Genomic DNA, 20,352 nt, shown 5'->3' on the forward strand with positions numbered 1-20,352 from the left:
TGTTTGTGCGGCCGCCAATCAGGCCTGGCGCGCGAACGGGTAGTCGATATAGCCCTCTGCGCCGCCGCCGTAGAACAGGCTGGAGTTCCAGGGGTTCAGCGGCAGGTCGTCGTGCAGGCGGTGGACCAGGTCGGGATTGGAGATGAAGGCCTTGCCGAAGGCCACGATATCGGCGTGGCCGTTTTCCACGGCGCGCAGGGCCATGTCGCGGTCATAGCCGTTGTTGACCATCCAGGCGCCCTGGCCGCCGGCCTGGCGGTAGGCGGATTTGAGGGCCGCGTAGTCGAAGGGCCGGTCCGGCAATTCACGCGGGCCGCCGGTGGAGCCTTCGATGATGTGGATGTAGGCCAGGCCCAGCGGCGCCAGCTGGCGCACCACGTATTCGAACAGCGGCTGGGGATCGGCATCGGCGATGTCGTTGGCCGGCGTCACGGGCGACAGGCGGATGCCCACGCGGCCGCCGCCCACGGCATCGGCGGCGGCGCGCGTGCATTCGAGCAGCAGGCGGGCGCGGTTCTCGATGCTGCCGCCGTAGTCGTCATCGCGCCGGTTGGCGCCGGTCTTGAGGAACTGGTCCAGCAGGTAGCCGTTGGCGCCGTGCAGCTCCACGCCGTCGAAACCGGCCGTCTCCACGGCATTGCGCGCGGCCACGGCGAAGCTGTGGACGATGGCGGGCAGCTCGTGCTGGGCGAGCGCGCGCGGCGCAGAGGTGGGCACGAACTGGCCCTTGCCCGAGTCCTCGTCGATCACATAGGTCTTGGATCTGGCCGCCACCGGGGACGGTCCCACGGGCGCCTGGCCTTCGGGCTGCAGCGAGGTGTGCGAGACCCGGCCCACATGCCACAGCTGGGTGACGATGCGCCCGCCCTCCTTGTGCACGGCGTCGGTCACGCGCTTCCAGCCGTCGAGCTGCTCGCTGCCGTACAGGCCCGGCACATGGGCATAGCCCTGGCCCTGGTGGCTGATGGCCGTGCCTTCGCTGATCAGCAGGCCGGCGCTGGCGCGCTGGGCGTAGTAGGTGACCATGATGTCGTTGGGCAGGGCCTGGGGTGCGCGGTTGCGCGTCAGCGGCGCCATGGCGATGCGGTTGGGCAGGCGCAGTTCGCCAGCCGGTATGGGTTCGAACAGAGAGGTCATGCAACGGGGCTTTCTGTGCGTGAAGCAAAAGCGCCGCCCGTGCGGGCGGCGCGGCGTACGGCACAGATTACGCCCATGGAGTCAATCGTGCAGGCCAGGGATTTGCGCGCTGTCGTGCAGGCGACGGTGCTGTGCCACGAGTCGGCCCAGCGCCTGCATCTGCGCCGTCACGAAGCTGCGCGTGGCGGCATCGGTGCACAGGCCCTGGCTGTCGAATTTCTGCGCCGCCTGGCCCACGAACACCTCGGGCCGGGCCAGCACGTCGGCTTCCATGCACTGCAATACCTTGCGCAGTTCGTACTGCACGCGCGCCCCGCCCAGCGGGCCCGGCGAGGCCGAGACAAGGGCCACGGGCTTGTGCCGAAAGGGTTGGTCGTCGCCACGCGAGATCCAGTCCAGCGCATTCTTGAACATGCCTGGAATGGAGAAGTTGTACTCGGGCGTGGCCAGCACCACGGCGTCGGCATGGCGGATGCGCTCGCGCAACTGGTGCACGGGTTCCGGCATGCCCGTGGCCAGCAGGTCGGCATCCAGCGGCGGCAGCGCGCGCCAGTCGCAGACCTGCATCGTGGCCTGGGGTGGCAGGCATTCGCCCGCCAGCTCCAGCAGCAGGCGGTTCAGGGAATGGCGGCGCAGGCTGCCGCACAGGCCGATGATGTCCATGGCGTCAGGCCTGCAGCGGAATGCCGACCTGCTGGATGACGCCGCGCCAGCGCGCGATCTCGGCGCCCACCATGGCACGCATCTCCTCGGGGCTGCAGGGCGTGGCCGCGCTGCCTGCGCTGGCCAGGGCCTGGAGCAGGTCGGGCTCCTTCAGGGCCTTGTGGGTTTCGGCGGCCAGCCTTTGCACCACGTCGGCGGGCGTGCCTGCGGGCGCGGCCAGGCCCAGCCAGGAGCGCACCTCGAAGCCGGGCAGCACGGCCGAGGCCGGCGACACCTCGGGCAGGGTGGGCCAGGCCTGGGCGCTGGTGACAGCCAGGGCGCGCAGCCGGCCCGACTTGATGTGCGGCATGGCCACGGTCAGCGTGTCGCTGAGCACGTCCACATCGCCTGCTATCACGGCCTGCACGGGTGCGCCGCCGCCCCGGTAGGGCACGTGCAGCAGCTGCACCTTGGCCGTGGAGCCCAGCAGCTCGCCGGCCATGTGCTGGGTGGAGCCCACGCCCACCGAGGTGAAGGTGATGCGTCCCGGCTCCTTGCGGGCCATGGCCAGCAGATCGGCGAGGGTCCTGGCGGGATGCTCGGCGCGCACGGCCACCACGAAGGGAAAGGACGAGACGGTGGAGACAAAGGCGAAGTCCTTGACCGCGTCGTAGGGCAGCGATTTGCGCAGCGCGGCCGACACGGTGTGCGCGCCCGTGAGCATGACCAGGCTGTAGCCGTCCGGCACCGCCTTGGCCACGAAGTTGCTGGCAATGGAGCCGCCCGCGCCGCTCTTGATCTCCACCACCACGGGCTGCCTGAGCGATTCCTGCAGCTTCTGGGCCACGAGCCGGGCCACCACGTCGGCATTGCCGCCCGCGCCAAAGCCGTGGATCAATTGAATGGGCCGGTTGGGAAAACCGCCCTGGGCCCGGGCCGTGGGCAGGGCGAGTGAGGCGGCGCCTGCAAGCAGGGCCGCGCGTCGGGTGATGGCAGTCATGTCGTGTCTCCTTTTTTGTATTGCGCGCGGCGGACGTGTCCAGTGGCCTGGCAGGCCTGGCAGGCCTGGCTGGTGTTGCGGCTAGCGGTCCGCGCGCGCGTAGCCGGTCTGGGCGCCGTAGAGCTTTTCGCGCTGCGACCAGTCGTGGGTCTCGTTCCACAGGGCCAGCACCTGCATGGCCTCCTGCTCGAAGACCTGGTGGCGCGCCGCGTCGGCCGTGCGCGCGGTCAGCTCCAGGCGGTGGCCCGAAGGGTCGAAGAAGTAGATGGAGGTGATGAAGTCATCGTGGTTGGTGGGGCCCACCACGTCAATGCCCCGGTCCAGCAGGTCCTGCCGGGCGCGCAGCACGGTGTCCACGTCGGCGACCTCGAAGGCGAAGTGCTGTATCCAGCCCGGCGACTCCATGTCCTTCATCTGGCCCGGGTCCCTGGGGCACTCGAAGAAGGCGATGGAGCTGCCGTCCTCCATCTCGAAAAAGATGTGGATGTGCGGGCTGTACTGGCCCGTGGAGGGCACATGGTCCTCGCCCATGGCGTGGGTGAAGCGCAGGCCCAGCACCTCGGTATAGAAGCGCACGGTCTCGGCCGCGTCCTTGCAGCGGTAGGCGGCGTGGTGAAGCTTTTTGCACAGCATGGATGTCTCCTGTCAGTCGGTGGAAAAGGGGCCGGAAGTGGACGCGGGGCCTGTGGCGCCGTGGAGCGGCTCCTGGCAGCCGCTCCACTGGGGCTGGAAGAAGGGGGCCGGGACCAGGAGCTTCGATTCCTGGCTTTGCAGCAGCGGCAGCATGCGCGCCACATAGGCCTGCCAGCGTGGCTCGGCCAGCAGGCGGGCGCGGCGCTCGGCGCGCTCGTTCAGGTCCGTATAGGCCCACAGATGGACGATCTGGTTGAGTGGCCCCGAGTCGCTGGTGTAGTAGCCGACCATGCGGCCCAGAATGCGTTGCTGCAGCTCCAGGCCCTCGGCCTGGTAGAGCGCCAGGTAGTCCCGCCACTTGCCGGGGTGGGCGGTGTAGGTGCGTTGTTCGACGAGCATGCCGTGCCTTTTTTCAACCGAGGCTGTGGCCGCCGTCGATCACGATGCGCGTGCCCGTGGCCGTGCGCAGATGCGTGGCGCAGGCGAGGATGGCCTGCGCCACATCGCCGGGCTCGACCACGCGGCCCAGCGGCGTGTGCGCGGCCTTTTTCTCCAGCTCCTGGCGGCTGCGGCCCCCAACGAAGCCCGTGTCCACGGCGGCGGGCGAGACGCAGAGAAAGCGCACCGGGCCGAAGGCGCGCGCCATGGACACCGTCAGCGTGTCCAGCGCGGCCTTGGCGGCGCAATAGGCCATGTTGCTGCCCAGGCCCGTGAAGGCGGAGACCGAGGACACGTTGACCACGGCGGCATCCTGCGAGGCGCGCAGCAGCGGCAGCAGGGCCCGCGTCACGGCATAGGTGCCGCCCACATTGGCGCACAGGATGCGGTTGAACAGAGCGGGCTCCAGCGCATCGATCTGCGCGTGCGCGATGCGCTCGGTGAAGCCCGCGCAGTTGACCAGCAGGTCCACCCGGCCCAGGTGCTGCTGCAGCCACTGGGCGGCGGTGGCGTGGCTGGCCTCGTCTTGCAGCGACAGCTGCAGCGTGTGGTGGCTGCCCGGCAGTTCCTCGCGCAGCGCCTGGGCGCGGTCGCGGCCCTGGTGGTAGCCGATCACGACGGTGGCGCCCTCGCGGGCCAGGGCCCGCGCCGTGGCGGCGCCTATGCCGCTGCTGGCGCCGGTGACGACGGCGATTCTGTCTTGCAATGGCGGATGGGAGAGTTGCATCATTCGGAAATCCGTGGCGCCCGGCCTTGCCGTGCCCTGGCCGGGCCGTGGTTGATCGGCCATTCCGATTGTTTTCAAATCGCCCGGCGGCGCCACTCAGTTGTCCGATAAACGAACATGACCTCATCGTCCGATGCCGGCTCCCTCAAGCGGGGCGTGGCCTTTCTCAAGCTGCTGGCGACCGGGGGCGTGCGCGGTTGCCCGCTCAGCGAACTGGCCGAAAAATCCGGCGTGCCCCACCCTTCGGCCCACCGCATCCTCAAGCAGCTGATTGCCGAGCGCCTGGTGGTGCACGACGCCCAGACCCACCGCTACCGGCTGGGGCCGCTGGCCTTCGAGCTGGGCCTGGCCGGGTCGATGCTGCACGACATACGCGACCTGTGCGAGCCGGCCATGGCGGCGCTGTCACGTGAAACCGAGGACACGGCCTACCTGGTGGTGCGCAGCGGATTCGAGGCCGTGTGCCTGCACCGGCTCGAAGGCGACTTCCCCATACGCACGCTGGTGCTGCAGGTCGGCAGCCGGCGCCCGCTGGGCGTGGGCGCCGGTGGGCTGGCCGTGCTGGCCGCCATTGCGCCCGAGGAGCGCGAGGCCATCATCGAGCGCGTGGCGCCCGCCCTGCCGGCCTTTGGCAAGCTCACCGATGCGGGACTGCGCCTGGCCTGCGAGGAAACGGCCCGCGCAGGCGTGGCCGTGATACAGAACCGCGTGAGCCTGGGCGTGACGGCCGTGGGCGCGCATTTTTGCGACAGCATGGGCCAGGCCATGGGGGCGGTCAGCGTGGCCGCGCTGACCCAGCGCATGACGGCGGCGCGCGTGCGGCGCATCGCCCAGCAGGTGCGCGCTGCGGCGGCCCAGATAGAGCAGCGCATCCGCACGCGCAAAAGATAAGGGGCCGGCTGGTCTACACCAGCCGGCCCCTTGTCGGCCCCTTGTGCCGCCGAGCCCGGGCTCGGCGCTGCTTACTTGAGCAGGCCTTCGGCCTTCATCGCGGCCTGCACGGCAGGGCGGGCCAGCACGCGCTCGCGGTAGGCCAGGAGGTTGGTCAGCTCGGAGATGTCCACGCCCACGAACTGGGCCCAGCCCGTCACGGTGAACAGGTAGGCGTCGGCCACGGTGAACTGCTCGCCCATCAGGTAGTCGCGTCCATTGAGCTCGCCGTCCACCCACTTGAGGCGGTCCAGCACGCGCTGGCGCACCACGGGCTTGTAGTCGTCGGGCGTGGCGGGGTTGAACAGGGGACCGAAGCCCTTGTGCAGCTCGGTGCCGATGAAGTTCAGCCACTCCTGAAGGTGGTAGCGGGCCATGGTGCCGTTGGCAGGCGCCAGCTTCTTCTCGGGGACCAGATCGGCCAGGTACTGGACGATGGCCGGGCCTTCATGCAGCGTGTCGCCGTCGTCGAGCACGAGGAAGGGAACATAGCCCAGCGGGTTGATGCCGTAGTAGTCCGTGCCGTCCTGCAGCTTGTGCGTCTTGGTGCTGGCCAGGACCGGCTCGTAGGCCAGGCCTGCCTCGTGCAGGACGATGTGGGGAGACAGAGAGCAGGCGCCAGGGCTGTAGTAGAGCTTCATGGTGGATGGCTTCCGATCAGGGTAAGAAAGACAAGCGCCCATGCTAACCCCATGTGGCGGGGCTGCGCATGATGGGACTGCGCTGGCGCCAGGGTTCAGGCCGACAGGCGCTGCGCAGCCCAGAGCACCTGCTCCAGCACGGCCTTCATGCCCTGCTGGTCCTGGGGGCGCTGCAGGCGGCCGGCCTCGTCAAAGGCCTGGCCTGCCTGCCCCACGGCGTGGCTCACGGGCGCCAGCCAGCACTGCAGGTTCAGCAGCAGCGGCGCCAGGTGCGACTGGGCGCGCAGGCCGCCCAGGCCGCCGGGCGAGGCGCTGGCCATGCCCACGACCTTGCCGCGAAAGGGCAGGGTGCCATCGGACCAGACCGGATCACCGGCCACGGGGCTCGAAGCCCAGTCGATGGCGTTCTTGAGCAGGGCAGGGTAGCTGCCGTTGTACTCGGGCGAGCAGATCAGCCAGGCCGGGTGGCTGTGCAGCGCGGCCTTGAAGCGCAGCACGTCGGGCGGCGTGCCGCTGGCCTCCAGGTCGGCGTTGTACATGGGGATGTCGAAATCCGACAGCTCCAGCAGCGTGGGCTGGGCGCCCAGTTCGCGCGCCATGTCGGCGGCGGCGGCGGCCAGGCGCCGGTTGTGCGATTGTTGGCGGGTACTGCCCGCGAAGATGAGGATCTGCATGGCCGCCATTGCATCACAGGCCCTGCACATGTTTCTTGCAAGCGGGCCGCCCTGCGGGCGGCGGCGCGCAGCATCCTGCGGAGAATGCGGCCGCCCGCCGCACTGTTTCACGTGGAACACCGGCGCAGTGCCGGCCCGGTGGCAGGGCCGGCCGACCCCTTGCAAGGCACTGGTGCGGCAAAGGTGGGAAAATCGCGGGTTCCCCGCTGGGTTCCCCTCGCTACATGAACGAGGGCCACCTGCCATGAGCGCCGGAGCGTGAGTGCTCCGTGTCGGGGGCTTGGGCCGGGCAGGCCCCCGGAGTGATAAGCATGTTGTACCCACAGGAATTTGATGTGATCGTGGTCGGTGGCGGCCACGCCGGCACCGAGGCCGCGCTGGCCGCTGCGCGCATGGGCTGCAGGACGCTGCTGCTGAGCCACAACATCGAGACCCTGGGCCAGATGAGCTGCAATCCCAGCATCGGCGGGATCGGCAAGGGCCATCTGGTCAAGGAAGTGGATGCGCTGGGCGGCGCCATGGCGCTGGCCACCGATATCGGCGGCATACAGTTCCGCATCCTCAACAGCTCCAAGGGCCCGGCCGTGCGTGCCACGCGCGCCCAGGCCGACCGCATTCTCTACAAGGCCGCCATCCGCGACATGCTGGAGAACCAGCCCAACCTGTGGCTGTTCCAGCAGGCGGTGGACGACCTCATGGTCGAAGGCGACCGCGTGGTGGGCGCCGTCACGCAGGTCGGCGTGCGCTTTCGCAGCCGCACCGTGGTGCTCACGGCGGGTACCTTCCTGGACGGCAAGATCCACGTGGGCCTGAACAACTACGCGGCAGGCCGCGCGGGCGACCCGCCGGCCGTCAGCCTGTCGTCGCGGCTCAAGGAGCTGCAGCTGCCCCAGGGGCGCCTGAAGACCGGCACGCCGCCGCGCCTGGATGGCCGCAGCATCGACTTCTCGCAGTGCGAGGAGCAGCCCGGCGACGGCATGCCCGGTGGTGTCAACGAAGGCGTGCTGCCCGTGTTCAGCTTCATCGGCAATGCGGCCATGCACCCGCGCCAGATGCCTTGCTGGATCACCCACACCAACGAGCGCACGCACGACATCATCCGCAGCGGCTTTGACCGCAGCCCCATGTTCACGGGCAAGATCGAGGGCGTGGGCCCGCGCTACTGCCCCAGCGTCGAGGACAAGATCAACCGCTTTGCCGACAAGGAAAGCCACCAGATCTTCCTGGAGCCCGAAGGCCTGACCACCAACGAGTTCTATCCCAACGGCATCTCCACCAGCCTGCCCTTCGACATCCAGTACGAACTGGTGCGCAGCATGAAGGGGCTGGAGAACGCGCACATCCTGCGTCCCGGCTACGCCATCGAGTACGACTACTTCGATCCGCGCTCGCTCAAGAGCAGCTTCGAGACGCGCCAGATCCAGGGCCTGTTCTTCGCGGGCCAGATCAACGGCACGACCGGCTACGAGGAAGCGGCGGCCCAGGGCCTGTTCGCAGGCCTCAACGCCGCGCTGCAGTGCCGCGGCCAGGAAGCCTGGCTGCCGCGCCGCGACGAGGCCTACCTGGGCGTGCTGGTCGATGACCTGATCACCAAGGGCGTGACCGAGCCCTACCGCATGTTCACCAGCCGTGCCGAGTTCCGGCTGCAGCTGCGCGAGGACAACGCCGACATGCGCCTGACCGAGGCGGGCCGCGCCATGGGTCTGGTGGACGATGCGCGCTGGGATGCCTTCAGCCGCAAGCGCGATGCTGTTTCACGTGAAACAGAGCGCCTGAAGTCCACCTGGGTCAATCCGCGCATCGTCGCGCCCGAGGAATCGGAGCGGGTGCTGGGCAAGTCCATCGAGCGTGAATACAACCTGTTCGACCTGCTGCGCCGCCCCGATGTGGGCTACGGCAAGCTGATGAGCCTGAACGAGGGCCGCTATGCCTCGGCCGATGTGCAGCCCGAGGTGCTGGGCGATCTCAGCGCCTCCGTCGTCGAGCAGGTGGAGATCGCGGCCAAGTACGCAGGCTACATCGACCGCCAGAAGGACGAGGTGCAGCGCGCCGCCCATTTCGAGAACCTGCGCCTGCCGGCCGAGCTGGACTATATGCAGGTGCCGGCCCTGTCCTTCGAGGTGCGCCAGTCGCTGCAAAAGCACAGGCCCGAGACGCTGGGCCAGGCATCGCGCATGTCGGGCGTGACGCCAGCGGCGATCTCCCTGCTCATGGTGCACCTGAAGAAGGGGGGCTTCCGCGGCTTTGCCCCTGATGTGACAGACGCGAAGGGCGAGGAGGCATCCGCATGAGCCAGGAACTGCGCGCTCCTCTCGAGGCCGGCCTGCGGGCGCTGGGCCTGGAGCTTTCCCCTGCCCAGGTCGATACGCTGATGGAATTCCAGGCCCTGCTGGGCAAGTGGAACAAGGTCTACAACCTCACGGCAGTGCGTGATCCGCAGGAAATGCTGACCCACCACCTGCTCGACAGCCTGGCCGCCGTGCCGCCCCTGCAGCGCCACCTGGCCCAGATGCCTGCGCGCGCAGGGCGCACCGCCATGCTGGACGTGGGATCGGGCGGCGGCCTGCCCGGCGTGGTCTTTGCCGTCTGCTGCCCGCAGATCGACGTGCACTGCGTGGACACGGTGGGCAAGAAGGCGGCCTTCATCCAGCAGGCGGCGGCCACTCTGCGCCTGCCCAACCTGCGCGGCATCCACAGCCGCGTGGAGCAGTTGACCACGCGCTATCCGCTGATCAGCTGCCGTGCCTTTGCCTCGCTGGCGGACTTCACCAGCTGGTCGCGCCAGTCGCTGGAGGAGGGCGGCACCTGGCTGGCCATGAAGGGCAAGCACCCCGACGAGGAAATCGCCGCGCTGCCTGCCGACGTGCAGGTGTTTCACGTGGAACCATTGAAGGTGCCGGGCCTCGATGCCGAGCGCTGCATCCTCTGGCTGCGCACTGCTGCAGCCTGATTTTTTTACCGAATAGCACACTGCCGCGTTGCGGCGGGGCCATGTTCCCCATGCGCTGGCCATGGCCCTCGCATAAACTCCCAGCTTTCATCGCTCAGGGGTCAGCATGTTCGGCATCTCCGATTTCAGCGCATTCGTTGTTGCCATTCTTCTGTTTTTGCTGATTCCGGGGCCGGGCAATCTGGCGCTGATCACCTCCACCGGCAAGGGCGGCATACGGGCCGGAATGGCGGCCTGCGCCGGCGTGCTGGCGGCCGACCAGGTGCTGATCTGGATGGCGGTGGCGGGCGTGGCCGCGTTGCTGGCCTCCTATCCCGCGGCCTTCCATGCCGTGCAGTGGCTGGGCGCCGCCTACCTGGGCTGGCTGGGTTTCAGGATGCTCACAGCCAGGCCCGGCGACAAGCCCGTGCTGCACATCGAGCCGCGCCACTACTTTCGCCAGGCCGGCCTGATCACCCTGATGAACCCCAAGTCCATCGTGTTCTACATGGCCTTCTTCCCGCTGTTCGTGGATCCCGCAAGCCACCAGGGCCTGCTCACGTTCGCGGTGATGGCGGCCACGGTGGCTGCTCTGACCTTTCTCTATTGCCTGATCGTGGTGCTGCTGACCGCGCATCTGGCCGAGCGCATGCGCGCCAATCCTGCGGTTTCCCGGGTTCTCGAAAAGACTGCGGGCGTGTTTCTGATCGGTTTTGGCCTCAAGCTGGCCATCGCCAAATAAGCGTGTAAATACCATGGCCAAAATCTTCTGTGTCGCCAATCAAAAGGGTGGGGTCGGCAAGACCACCACCGCCGTCAACCTTGCTGCGGGCCTGGCCAAGATCGGCCAGCGCGTGCTGATGATCGACCTGGACCCCCAGGGCAATGCCACCATGGGCTCGGGCGTGGACAAGCGCGCGCTGGAGCTGTCGGTCTACGACGTGCTGCTGGAGAACGCCAGCGTCAAGGAAGCCGCCGTGCGCTCCGAGGCCGTGGGCTATGACGTGCTGGGCGCCAACCGCGAACTCAGCGGCGCCGAGATCGAGCTGGTCACGCTGGAGCGCCGCAACGAGCGTCTGAAGGGCGCCCTCAGGGCGGCCGATGCCGACTACGACTTCGTGCTCGTGGACTGCCCGCCCAGCCTGTCCATGCTCACCCTGAACGGCCTGTGCGCGGCCCATGGCGTGGTCGTGCCCATGCAGTGCGAGTACTTCGCGCTCGAAGGCCTGACCGACCTGGTCAACACCATCAAGCAGGTGCATGCCAACATGAACCCCGACCTGCAGATCATCGGCCTGCTGCGCGTGATGTTCGATCCGCGCACCACGCTGCAGCAGCAGGTCAGCGACCAGCTCAAGGAGCACTTCGGCGACAAGGTGTTCGACACCGTCATCCCGCGCAACGTGCGCCTGGCCGAGGCGCCCAGCTATGGCGTGCCCGGCGTGGTCTTCGACCCGGGCGCCAAGGGCAGCAAGGCCTTCATCGATTTCGCGCACGAGATGGTGCGCCGCATCAAGAAGATGTAGTCATGCAAGGTTCACATGAAACGGCAGGGCAGGGCGTGCCGACCGGGTGGGCTGCCGAGGACGTCTGGCTGCTGCCCGGCTGGCAGAACTCGGACGCCGGCCACTGGCAAAGCCGCTGGGAGCAGCGCCATGGCTACCGCCGCCTGGAGCAAAACGACTGGGACCGTCCGCTGCGCGGCGACTGGAGCGCCAGGCTGCAGGAGACGGTGCTCGACGCGCCGCGCCCGGTGGTGCTGGTGGCACACAGTCTGGGCTGCATCCTTGTGGCGTGGTGGGCGGCGCATTCGCCGCTGGCCGCCCGCAAGGTGCGTGGCGCGCTGCTGGTCGCCCCCGGCGATACCGAGCAGCCCCAGCTGCGCGAGCAATTGCCTGGCTGGTCGCCCGTGATGATGCAGCGCCTGCCGTTTGCCTCCATCGTGGTCGGCAGCAACAACGATATCTATTGCAGCGCGCAGCGCGTGCAGACCCTGGCCGATGCCTGGGGCGCGCGCTTTGTCGATGCAGGGCCTTCGGGCCATCTCAACACGGCCAGCGGGCTGGGCGACTGGGACAGCGGACACGCGCTGCTGGCGTCGCTTTGACAAGGACAACACCATGGTGACCAAGAAACCCAAGGGACTGGGACGCGGACTCGAAGCCCTGCTCGGCCCCAAGGTCCACGACAAGGAAGAGGCCGGCGGCCCCGTGGCCGAGACCGGGCTGCCCAGCATCCTGCAGCTGGACGTGATGGTGCCCGGCCAATACCAGCCGCGCACCCACATGGACGAGGGCGCGCTCTACGAGCTGGCCGAAAGCATCAAGGCCCAGGGCATCATGCAGCCCATCCTGGTGCGCCGCCTGGCCAAGGGCGACCACGCCGGCAAGTACGAAATCATCGCGGGCGAGCGGCGCTTCCGTGCGGCCCGCATCGCCGGCCTGGCCGAGGTGCCGGTGCTGGTGCGCGAGGTGCCCGACGAGGCCGCCGCCGCCATGGCGCTGATCGAGAACATCCAGCGCGAAGACCTCAACCCGCTGGAAGAGGCCCAGGGCCTGTCGCGCCTGGTCAAGGAATTCGGCCTCACGCACGAGCAGGCGGCCCAGGCCGTGGGACGCTCGCGCAGCGCGGCCACCAACATCCTGCGCCTGCTGAACCTGGCCGACCCGGTGCAGACCATGCTCATGGCCGGCGACATCGACATGGGCCATGCGCGCGCCCTGCTGTCGCTGGACCGCGCGGCCCAGATCACGGCCGGCAACCAGATCGCGGCCAAGAAGCTGTCGGTGCGCGAGGCCGAGGCCCTGGTCAAGAAGATCGGCGCCGACTTCAGCCTGGTGCGCCAGAAGTCCAAGAAGGAAGGCAAGACGCGCGACATCAAGCGCGTGGAGGAAGAGCTGTCCGACCTGCTCATGGCCGATGTCGAGGTGCGCATCAAGAAGTCCGTGCGCCGGGGCGGCAAGCTGCAGGAAATGGGCGAAGTGGCGATCCAGTTCGGCTCGCTCGATGCGCTCAACGGGCTGATCGAACGTTTGCGCGGCGATGCACCCGAGTGATGACAACAGCTTGTAACCGTCTGTGATCTGTCGTTCTCCAGCAAAGCAGCGCTTTTTCGCAAGGGTGAATCCCGGTATATTTGCGCGCTGTTATGCGGGGTAATTGTGTGTAATCGCTGACTGGCGACGCTGCCAGTGCGTGGACGCCATTGCCCTGGCGCTGATTCACCTAGACCAGACCAAGAGGATTACAACGTGAAGAAGTATCTTGCCCTGACTGCCATCGCCGCCGTGGCGCTGACCGGCTGCGTGACCACCGACATGCGCATGGGTTCGCCGGAAGCCAAGACCGTGGCCACGGGCGCCGCGGGCGGTGCCAGCGCCGAGAACGCCAACACCGAGCTGGAGCGCTGCGATTCCTCGCTGGGCACCATCTCCCTGGTCGAGAACCAGACCGCCGGCTGGTACACCATCCTCACCCAGCAGTACCGCCTGCCGCCCACATCGCAGCTGCTGCGCCTGATGATCCAGCAGTCCAACTGCTTCATCGTCGTGGAACGCGGCGCGGCCGGCATGGGTGCCATGGCGCGTGAACGCGCGCTGATGGACTCGGGCGAAATGCGCGGCGGCAGCAACCTGGGCAAGGGCCAGATGGTGGCCTCCGACTACGGCCTGTCCCCCGAAGTGATCTTCAACCAGAGCGATGCCGGCGGCATGGGCGGCGCCATCGGCGGCCGCGCCGGCGGCATCTTCGGCGCGCTGGCTGCAGCCACCAAGACCCGCGAGGCCTCGGTCATGCTGGCCCTGGTGGACAACCGTTCGGGCGTGCAGGTGTCGGCTTCCGAAGGCTCGTCTTCCAAGACCGACTGGGGCGGCATGGGCGCGCTGTTCGGCGGCTCCGCCGGCGCCTCGCTGGGCGGCTACACGCGCACGGCCGAAGGCAAGGTGATCGCCGCCGCCTTCATGGACGCCTACAACCAGATGGTGCGCTCGCTGCGCAACTACAAGGCGCAGACCGTCAAGGGCCAGGGCCTGGGCGGCGGTGGACGCCTGGGCGTGGACGGCGGTGCCGCACCGTCGCAGACATCGGCTCCGGGCGCCAATGCCGCCGGCATGTCGCTGCGCGCCGCGCAGCAAAAGCTCAATGCCCTGGGCTACACCGCAGGCACGCCTGACGGTGCCATGGGCAAGAACACCCAGAACGCCCTGCGCGAATTCCAGCGCGACCAGAGCCTGCCGCAGACCGGCCGCCTCGACCGTGCCACCTCGCAAGCACTGCAACAGCAATAAGCGGCTCCCGGCCGGAGGGCGCGCATGATGCGGCGCCTTCCCTGGCCGGCCCCGGCCCTTCTTGCCTGGGCAGGCGCCTGGCTTGTGTACGCCGCGCTGCAATCGACCCTAGGGCCGCTGGCCGCCTGGCTGGCGGCCTGTTTTTTGGGCGTGCTCGCCAGCCTGCTGGCCACGCCCTGGTGGCGGCGCCTGGCCGTGGCGGCGGGCTTTCCGCTGTCCTGCCTGATGCTGTGGGGGCCGGGCGGCCTGGCCGCCATCAGCCCCTGGCTGTGGCTGGCGGCGCTGGGCCTGCTCGCCCTGGTCTACCCGCTCAACGCCTGGCGCGATGCGCCGCTGTTTCCCACGCCCGCCGATGCGCTGCAAGGCCTGGCCGATGCCGCGCCGCTGCCGGACGGCGCGGCCGTGCTCGATGCCGGCTGCGGCCTGGGTGACGGCCTGCGCGCGCTGCGCGGGCAGTACCCGCAGGCGCGGCTCAACGGCATGGAGTGGAGCTGGCCGCTGCGCTGGCTGTGCGCGCTGCGCTGCCCCTGGGCCCGTGTGCGCCGCGCCGATATCTGGCTGGCCGACTGGAGCGGCTACCAGATGGTCTACCTGTTCCAGCGCCCTGAAAGCATGGGCCGTGCAGCCGTCAAGGCCGCCACGGAGCTGCCTGAGGGCGCCTGGCTGGTCAGCTTGGACTTTGCGCTGCCCGGCGTGGAGCCCTCCTGGCAGCGCCAGGGACCGGGCCGGCACAGCCTCTGGGTCTACCGCATGCCGCTGGGCGGTGCCGGCGAGGCCGTGGTGCATGTTCCCGAGCCCGAGGAGACGCCCTACGAAAAGGCCCTGCGGGAGCTGCAGGAACGCCGGTGAGGGCCCGTGCCGCCTACTTCTTCGCGCTGGCCTTGCTCACGTAGAGCGACAGCGCGGCGATCTCGGCCTCGCTGAGCGTGGCCTTGAATGAGGGCATGGCGCCTATGCCGTCGCGCAGGGCACGGGCCACGCGCGCGGCATCGGGCTGCAGCTCGTCGAGCACGGGGCCGATGGCGCCCTCGGCGCCCGCGTCCTTGAGCGTGTGGCACAGCGCGCAGGCGGGCGTGGCCGTGGCGAACAGCTTCTTGCCCAGGTCCATCTGGGCCGCTTCATCGGCAAAGGCGGGGGCGCACAGCAGGGCGCTGCCGAGCAAAGTGCTGCCCAGCAGGGCGGTGTGGATCAGGTGTTTCATCGTGAACATGGCAATGGGGGTACGGGCCCGCCACGGTCTGGCGCCGTGTGCGGGAGGTGACGGGAGTGAAGAGAAGGGGGCGGGATGAGCGCGCGGGCCGTGTTCAGGCCACGGTGACGGTCACGGCGTGGTCGGCCCAGCTGGTGTTGTTGTAGCCACTCTGGTTTTCGCCGCGCGTCTCGGGCTGGACCCGGCCGCGCGCGTCGGTGGCGCGGCTGGCCAGCACATGCGTGCCCTTGGGCAGGCGCGCCTGCAGCACGAACTGGCGCCAGGCGTACTTGCCCAGGTCGGGGCCGACCAGGCGCGCGGCCTGCCAGCTCTTGCCGCCGTCCGTGGACACCTCCACGCCCTTGACGGCATCCATGCCGCCAAAGGCCACGCCGTGGATCTGCACCAGGCCGGCGGCCTGCCCGCCGTCCTCGGGCAGGGGCGAGTTGATCCAGGACTTGACGCTCATCTCCTGCACCGAGGGCTGGCTCGGGTCGCCCTTGCTGCCGGGTGGCGAGATGCGGTAGCCGTGGGACATGATGTGGGCCTCGCTCTCGCGCGGCGTGAAGGCCAGCTGCTTGATGTACTTGATGTTGTTCACGCCCGTGTAGCCGGGAACGATCAGGCGCAGTGGCCCGCCGTGGGCCAGCGGGATGGGCTCGCCGTTCATCTCCCAGGCCAGCAGGGCGTCTTCCAGGGCCGACAGCGGCACCGAGCGCTCGACGATGACGCTCTTGGGGTCCAGCCCCGCAGGCAGCACCTCGCCGCCCGTGCCGGTCATGTAGAGACCGCCGTCTGACACACCGCCCAGGGCCTTGACCACCTCGCGCACGGGCACGCCGCTCCAGACCACGCAGCCGGCCGCACCCACGGTCCAGGCCGTGCCGCTGGGCTTGCTGGGAAAGAAGGCCCGGCCATTGCCAGAGCACTGCAGCACCATGGCCACGGTCTCCAGTCCCAGGGACTTGAGCTCGCGCACGCTGAGGCTGCGGGGCTGGCGCACGCCCCCCACCTGCAACTGCCAGGCATCGCGGTCGGCCACGATGGATTCGGGCGGTGTGGGCAGGTTGTTGCGCACATAGAGCTGGTCGCTGGGCGTGATCACGCTGGTGCCGAAGGCGCCGCGCCGCGTCTCTATGGTGGTGGAGCTGTGGACGATGAGGGCATCGGCCTTTTTCCAGCCCGCGTAGCCGGGCAGGGGCTTGGCCGCCGGGGCTGTCGGTGCCGCCGCAGCTGCGGATGCTTGGGCCAACGCGCCCTGGTGCAGGCCGGCCAGGCCTGCGGCGGCCAGTGCGCTGGCGCTGCCGGCCAGCAGGCTGCGGCGCGCGGGGGAGGTGGGCGATGTCGGCAAGTGGTTCATGGTTGTCTCCTCGTGGTGGTTGTCAGGGGGCGTGTCGTGGCGTCTCATGGGGCATCTCATGGGGCAGGGGGGCCCAGGGCCTTGCTGGCCACGGCCAGGGCCTGTTTCTTCTGGGCTACCAGCACCAGCGGCCGGCCTTCGCGCGAGCGAACGACCTGCCAGTGCATGTTGGCCCACCAGCCCTGGCCATCGGCCAGGCGCTGGGGCTGGTCGAAGGCCAGCACGGTGACGATGCCGCCCTTCTCGAAGAAGGTGGTCAGGTGGTAGGCGCGCGTGCCGTCGATGTCGCAGGGCCGCATCAGCTGGGTGTAGCCGGGCAGCTTCTCGCCGGCCGGCAGGTCCAGGCGGCGCGCCACCTCGGCCTCGGGCATGAAGCTGCCGCGCAGCGTGCGCTCGTAGTACTCATGCTCGATGGCGGCGCGCACCAGCTCGGGCGGGCGCATGGCGAACACGGCGGTGGCGGCCGAGCTGCCCACCAGCAGCGCGGCGATCAGCCGGCGCACGCCGCTGCGCGCATGCCAGGGCGTGTGGCGCAGCAGATGGGCGGGCGGCTCGCCGTGCGGCCCGGGGTCGAAGGCCAGGGCCAGTTCGGCGCGTGCGCGCAGGTCGAAGGCCGATTCGTCGGTCGTGTCCGGGGCAGTCATTTCAAGCCTTGGTATCGGGTGGCGCGCAGCGGGGTGGGGCGCAGCGGGATCACGCTGGCAGTCTCTGGGGCAGGCGCCGGGGCCGCCTGCTCCAGGGCCGCCTTCAGCGCATCGCGGGCGCGTGACAGGCGCGACAGCACCGTGCCCGGCGCAATGTCCAGGGCCTCGGCCATCTGGGCCGTGGGCATGTCGTCGAAGTAATAGAGCACCAGCACCTCGCGGTGGATGGGGGCGATGCGCGACAGCGCCTTGACCACGTCGAGCCGGTCATCCAGCGCCGAAGGCGAGGGAGTGGGGGCGGGATGCTGGTCCAGTGCCTCGTCATCGCTGACCAGATGGGCCGATGGCGCAAGGTGCCGGAAGGCATGGCGGCGCATGATCTGGAACAGCCAGGCCCGCGCCATCGCGGCCTCGCGCAGCTGGTGGCGAAAGCGCCAGGCGCTGGTGAAGCAGTCCTGCACCACGTCCTCGGCCAGCGCGCGCGAGCCGGTCAGCGCCCAGGCGCTGCGCAGCAGGAATCGGTAGTGATCGCGCACCCACTGGTTGTAGCGCGACTCGGCGGTGGAGATCATGCGGCATAAGAGCACGCAGGGCGCCGCCCTATTCCATGGGCTGGCCTTAGGCAAACCCTATATCGGATCAGCTATCGCGAAGAGGCGATGGTTCCCTGTCATCCCCTGATCGGCCGCGATACAGCGCCTGATCCGACCCTGTGGGCAGCGGAGCCGGCCTGCTGCCCGAAGAACCGTGCCGGAGGCATGCCCACCGTGCGGTGCACCATGGCGCTGAAGGCGCTGGGGCTGTATCCCAGCTCGGCCGCGATCTGCTGTATGGGAAGGCCGCGCGCGGCCAGGCTCAGGCCGTGGGCCAGCACGACTTGCTGGCGCCAGGTGGTGAAGCTGCAGCCCAGCTGCTGCTGGAACAGCCGGGCCACGGTGCGCGGGCTGGCGCCGGTGTCGGCCGCCCAGTCGGCCAGGCTCTCGTGCTGGGTGGGGTCGGCCACGACGGCCTCGCAGAGCATGCGCAGCCGCTTGTCCTGGGGCATGTTCACGCCAAGGTGGACTTCGCTGGCCCGGCGAAGCTCTTCCAGCAGCAGGGCGCTGAGATGGTGCTCGCGCTGCAGGGTGGCGGCGTCCGGGGCGGGCTGGTCATCGCTTTGCTTGGGCAGGGCCGTGATCAGCTCGCGCATCAGCGGCGAAACCTCCAGCACGCGGCAGCGTGCCCAGTCCTGCGGGTTGCAGGCCACGCCGCAGGGCGGGAGGTCCGGCAGTACGGGGCCCTGGGCCGGATCGTCCTGCAGCACGTAGATGGAGACGAGATCGGCTTCCTCGACCATGGCCACGGCGTGGACCAGGCCGGGCGGAATCCACACGGCCTTGGAGGGTGGGGCGATCAGCGTGCCCTGGGGGGCCGACAGGTGCAGCACGCCGTCCAGCGAGATGGCGATCTGTGCCCAGCTGTGGCTGTGCGGTATGACGCGCGTGCGTGCCGACAGGCGATGCTGCTTGGCGCGCACGGGGCGCTGGGGCGTGGGCACGAACAGGTGCGGATGCAGGGCCTCCACCGGCTCCATCGGCCGGGCCCTGCGCACCGACCGCAGTGCGGCTGCGGGGCAGGCGCTGGGCAGGGTGTCGGCAAGAGTGTCGGCAAGAGTGTCGGCAGGGGGGCCGGGCGTGGAGACAGGCTTTGGCATGTTTGCGATAGAAGTTGGCAGACTATCGCATACAAGACGAAACGCTGCTGCCTAAGATGCGGCCCATGACCGCCTCTTCCTCTTCCATGCCGGACGCCGTGGCGCCGGACCCGCTGCGCAGCGATGTGCGCACCATCGGCCTGATCGGCCTGGCGCATGGTTCCTCGCATTTCTTCCACCTGCTGCTGCCGCCGCTGTTCCCGTGGCTGATCGCCGAGTTCGGCTACAGCTATGCCGAGCTCAGCGTGATGGTGTCGCTGTTCTTCGTGGTCTCCGGCGTGGGACAGGCCATGGCCGGCTTTGCCGTGGACCGCTTCGGCGCGCGCCCCATTCTGTTTGCGGCGCTGGGCAGCTTCACCGTGGCGGGCGTGGTCGCCAGCCTGGCACAGGGCTATGGAATGCTGCTGCTGGCGGCCTTCTTCGCGGGCCTGGGCAATGCGCCCTTCCACCCGGTGGACTTCACCATCCTCAACAAGCGCGTGTCGGCCAAGCGCATCGGCCATGCGTTCTCGGTGCACGGCCTGTCGGGCAATATCGGCTGGGCGCTGGCGCCGCTGTTCATGGCGGGCATCACCACGGCCACGGGCTCGTGGCGCCTGGCCTGCCTGTGCGGCGCGGCCCTGGCCGCCGTCATCCTCACCATCATGGTGCTCAACCGCGAGGCGCTGGACGACCGTGCGGCCGATGCCCAGGCCCCCGCGGCGCGCGCCGCTGCGGCCGCCGTGCCGCAGGAGCATCCCATGGCCTTCCTGAAGCTGCCCTCGGTCTGGCTGTGCTTCTCGTTCTTCTTCTGGAGCACCTGCGCGCTCAGCGCCATCCAGAGCTTTGCCAGCCCCGCCATGCAGTCCATGTACGGACTGCCGCTGAGCGTGACGGCGCTGATCGTCACGGGCTACATGCTGTGCGGCGCGGCAGGCATGCTGGCCGGTGGCTTCCTCGTGGGCCGCGTGCAGCGGCTGGAGAAGGTGATCTCCATCTGCATGCTGGGCTCGGGTGTTGCGCTGTTCCTGGTCGGCACGGGCTGGCTGCCGGCCATGGCGGCCGTGGCCGTGGCCTCCATCGCGGGCCTGGGCACGGGCCTGGCCGGCCCCTCGCGCGACATGCTGATCAAGCGCGCCGCCCCGCCCGGCGCCACGGGCCGCGTCTACGGCACGGTGTATTCGGGCCTGGACCTGGGCTTTTGCCTGGCCGCGCCGGTGTTCGGCTACATGCTGGACCACGGCATGAGCCACGGCGTGTTCTACGGATCGGCCATTGCCCTGGTGCTGAGCGTGGTGTCGGCCGTGGTCGTGGGCGATGGCGTGAGCCGGAAAAGCGGCATGGCGCTGAGCGCGGGCTGATACCGGGTCGCGCTCCCCACAAGGCCCCGCAGGCCCAGGCTTGCGGGGCCTTTGCTTTGGGCGCAGAGATGGACAAAACAGGCACGCCA

At 69.1% G+C, this 20,352-nt stretch carries 23 protein-coding genes; 10 read left to right on the forward strand and 13 right to left on the reverse strand.

The window, feature by feature from the left end; all coding sequences use genetic code 11:
• Window positions 1–18: 18 nt before the first annotated feature.
• The 6 genes from ACF8NF_RS14255 to ACF8NF_RS14280 form a co-directional block, all read right to left on the reverse strand.
• On the reverse strand, window positions 19–1,137 hold the full coding sequence (locus ACF8NF_RS14255) for an alkene reductase (RefSeq protein WP_392450752.1): 1,119 nt from the start codon (window positions 1,135–1,137) through the stop codon (window positions 19–21).
• 81 nt (window positions 1,138–1,218) lie between these two features.
• Complete coding sequence (locus ACF8NF_RS14260) at window positions 1,219–1,800, reverse strand: NADPH-dependent FMN reductase (protein WP_392450753.1); 582 nt, start codon at window positions 1,798–1,800, stop codon at window positions 1,219–1,221.
• Window positions 1,801–1,804: 4 nt separating this feature from the next.
• Complete coding sequence (locus ACF8NF_RS14265) at window positions 1,805–2,779, reverse strand: tripartite tricarboxylate transporter substrate binding protein (RefSeq protein WP_392450754.1); 975 nt, start codon at window positions 2,777–2,779, stop codon at window positions 1,805–1,807.
• A gap of 81 nt (window positions 2,780–2,860) precedes the next feature.
• Entirely contained in the window at window positions 2,861–3,412 is a 552-nt protein-coding gene (locus ACF8NF_RS14270; RefSeq protein ID WP_012201980.1) for a VOC family protein, read from the reverse strand.
• Window positions 3,413–3,424: 12 nt separating this feature from the next.
• Window positions 3,425–3,811, reverse strand: coding sequence for an NIPSNAP family protein (locus ACF8NF_RS14275; RefSeq protein ID WP_047469599.1), 387 nt, complete (start codon window positions 3,809–3,811; stop codon window positions 3,425–3,427).
• A gap of 13 nt (window positions 3,812–3,824) precedes the next feature.
• On the reverse strand, window positions 3,825–4,580 hold the full coding sequence (locus ACF8NF_RS14280) for an SDR family NAD(P)-dependent oxidoreductase (protein ID WP_047469596.1): 756 nt from the start codon (window positions 4,578–4,580) through the stop codon (window positions 3,825–3,827).
• 114 nt (window positions 4,581–4,694) lie between these two features.
• Between ACF8NF_RS14280 and ACF8NF_RS14285 the strand changes: the two genes are divergently transcribed.
• A complete protein-coding gene (locus ACF8NF_RS14285; RefSeq protein ID WP_012201983.1) occupies window positions 4,695–5,468 on the forward strand; it encodes an IclR family transcriptional regulator in 774 nt (257 codons plus the stop codon).
• A 71-nt stretch (window positions 5,469–5,539) separates the two neighbouring features.
• On the opposite strand, the gene gstA is transcribed toward ACF8NF_RS14285, so the two are convergent.
• Both gstA and ACF8NF_RS14295 read right to left on the reverse strand, forming a co-directional pair.
• A complete protein-coding gene (gstA, locus tag ACF8NF_RS14290; protein ID WP_013799958.1) occupies window positions 5,540–6,148 on the reverse strand; it encodes a glutathione transferase GstA in 609 nt (202 codons plus the stop codon).
• A 95-nt stretch (window positions 6,149–6,243) separates the two neighbouring features.
• Window positions 6,244–6,831 (reverse strand): NADPH-dependent FMN reductase, encoded by a 588-nt coding sequence (locus tag ACF8NF_RS14295; protein WP_063327851.1) that lies wholly within the window; start codon window positions 6,829–6,831, stop codon window positions 6,244–6,246.
• Window positions 6,832–7,133: 302 nt separating this feature from the next.
• Here ACF8NF_RS14295 and mnmG point away from each other — a divergent pair, with 302 nt between their 5' ends.
• The 8 genes from mnmG to ACF8NF_RS14335 all read left to right on the forward strand — a co-directional run bounded on the left by mnmG (window position 7,134) and on the right by ACF8NF_RS14335 (window position 14,886).
• Entirely contained in the window at window positions 7,134–9,113 is a 1,980-nt protein-coding gene (mnmG, locus tag ACF8NF_RS14300; RefSeq protein WP_016447288.1) for a tRNA uridine-5-carboxymethylaminomethyl(34) synthesis enzyme MnmG, read from the forward strand.
• Window positions 9,110–9,772 carry a 16S rRNA (guanine(527)-N(7))-methyltransferase RsmG gene (gene rsmG / locus ACF8NF_RS14305; RefSeq protein WP_016447289.1) on the forward strand — a complete coding sequence of 221 codons (663 nt, stop codon included), beginning with the start codon at window positions 9,110–9,112 and terminating at the stop codon, window positions 9,770–9,772. Before mnmG ends, rsmG begins: the two co-directional genes overlap by 4 nt.
• A gap of 106 nt (window positions 9,773–9,878) precedes the next feature.
• Window positions 9,879–10,493 carry a LysE family transporter gene (locus ACF8NF_RS14310; RefSeq protein ID WP_016447290.1) on the forward strand — a complete coding sequence of 205 codons (615 nt, stop codon included), beginning with the start codon at window positions 9,879–9,881 and terminating at the stop codon, window positions 10,491–10,493.
• A gap of 13 nt (window positions 10,494–10,506) precedes the next feature.
• Window positions 10,507–11,277, forward strand: a complete 771-nt coding sequence (locus ACF8NF_RS14315) for a ParA family protein (protein WP_016447291.1) — start codon at window positions 10,507–10,509, stop codon at window positions 11,275–11,277.
• A gap of 2 nt (window positions 11,278–11,279) precedes the next feature.
• Window positions 11,280–11,858, forward strand: coding sequence for an alpha/beta hydrolase (locus ACF8NF_RS14320; protein WP_017405073.1), 579 nt, complete (start codon window positions 11,280–11,282; stop codon window positions 11,856–11,858).
• Window positions 11,859–11,871: 13 nt separating this feature from the next.
• A complete protein-coding gene (locus ACF8NF_RS14325) occupies window positions 11,872–12,807 on the forward strand; it encodes a ParB/RepB/Spo0J family partition protein (RefSeq protein WP_047471580.1) in 936 nt (311 codons plus the stop codon).
• Window positions 12,808–13,002: 195 nt separating this feature from the next.
• On the forward strand, window positions 13,003–14,037 hold the full coding sequence (locus ACF8NF_RS14330) for a peptidoglycan-binding domain-containing protein (protein ID WP_016447294.1): 1,035 nt from the start codon (window positions 13,003–13,005) through the stop codon (window positions 14,035–14,037).
• A gap of 24 nt (window positions 14,038–14,061) precedes the next feature.
• Window positions 14,062–14,886: a hypothetical protein gene (locus ACF8NF_RS14335; protein WP_016452286.1), complete on the forward strand. Its 825-nt coding sequence runs from the start codon at window positions 14,062–14,064 to the stop codon at window positions 14,884–14,886.
• Window positions 14,887–14,899: 13 nt separating this feature from the next.
• Here ACF8NF_RS14335 and ACF8NF_RS14340 read toward each other — a convergent pair whose 3' ends face one another.
• The 5 genes from ACF8NF_RS14340 to ACF8NF_RS14360 form a co-directional block, all read right to left on the reverse strand.
• Window positions 14,900–15,247: a cytochrome c gene (locus ACF8NF_RS14340; protein ID WP_016452285.1), complete on the reverse strand. Its 348-nt coding sequence runs from the start codon at window positions 15,245–15,247 to the stop codon at window positions 14,900–14,902.
• 94 nt (window positions 15,248–15,341) lie between these two features.
• Window positions 15,342–16,586 carry a sulfite oxidase gene (locus tag ACF8NF_RS14345; protein ID WP_392450755.1) on the reverse strand — a complete coding sequence of 415 codons (1,245 nt, stop codon included), beginning with the start codon at window positions 16,584–16,586 and terminating at the stop codon, window positions 15,342–15,344.
• Between the two features lie 56 nt (window positions 16,587–16,642).
• The gene (locus ACF8NF_RS14350; protein ID WP_070080768.1) at window positions 16,643–17,230 is read right to left on the reverse strand and encodes a hypothetical protein; all 588 of its coding nucleotides are present in this window, start codon (window positions 17,228–17,230) and stop codon (window positions 16,643–16,645) included.
• On the reverse strand, window positions 17,227–17,802 hold the full coding sequence (locus ACF8NF_RS14355) for an RNA polymerase sigma factor (RefSeq protein ID WP_392450756.1): 576 nt from the start codon (window positions 17,800–17,802) through the stop codon (window positions 17,227–17,229). The genes ACF8NF_RS14350 and ACF8NF_RS14355 overlap by 4 nt, the downstream gene beginning before the upstream one ends.
• A 98-nt stretch (window positions 17,803–17,900) precedes the next feature.
• The gene (locus ACF8NF_RS14360) at window positions 17,901–18,923 is read right to left on the reverse strand and encodes an AraC family transcriptional regulator (RefSeq protein WP_392450757.1); all 1,023 of its coding nucleotides are present in this window, start codon (window positions 18,921–18,923) and stop codon (window positions 17,901–17,903) included.
• Window positions 18,924–18,988: 65 nt separating this feature from the next.
• Here ACF8NF_RS14360 and ACF8NF_RS14365 point away from each other — a divergent pair, with 65 nt between their 5' ends.
• Window positions 18,989–20,263 (forward strand): MFS transporter, encoded by a 1,275-nt coding sequence (locus tag ACF8NF_RS14365; protein ID WP_016452281.1) that lies wholly within the window; start codon window positions 18,989–18,991, stop codon window positions 20,261–20,263.
• Window positions 20,264–20,352 lie beyond the last annotated feature (89 nt).

It is taken from the genome of Delftia sp. WSY_22, assembly GCF_043104185.1.
Classification (GTDB): Bacteria; Pseudomonadota; Gammaproteobacteria; order Burkholderiales; family Burkholderiaceae_C; genus Comamonas; species Comamonas tsuruhatensis.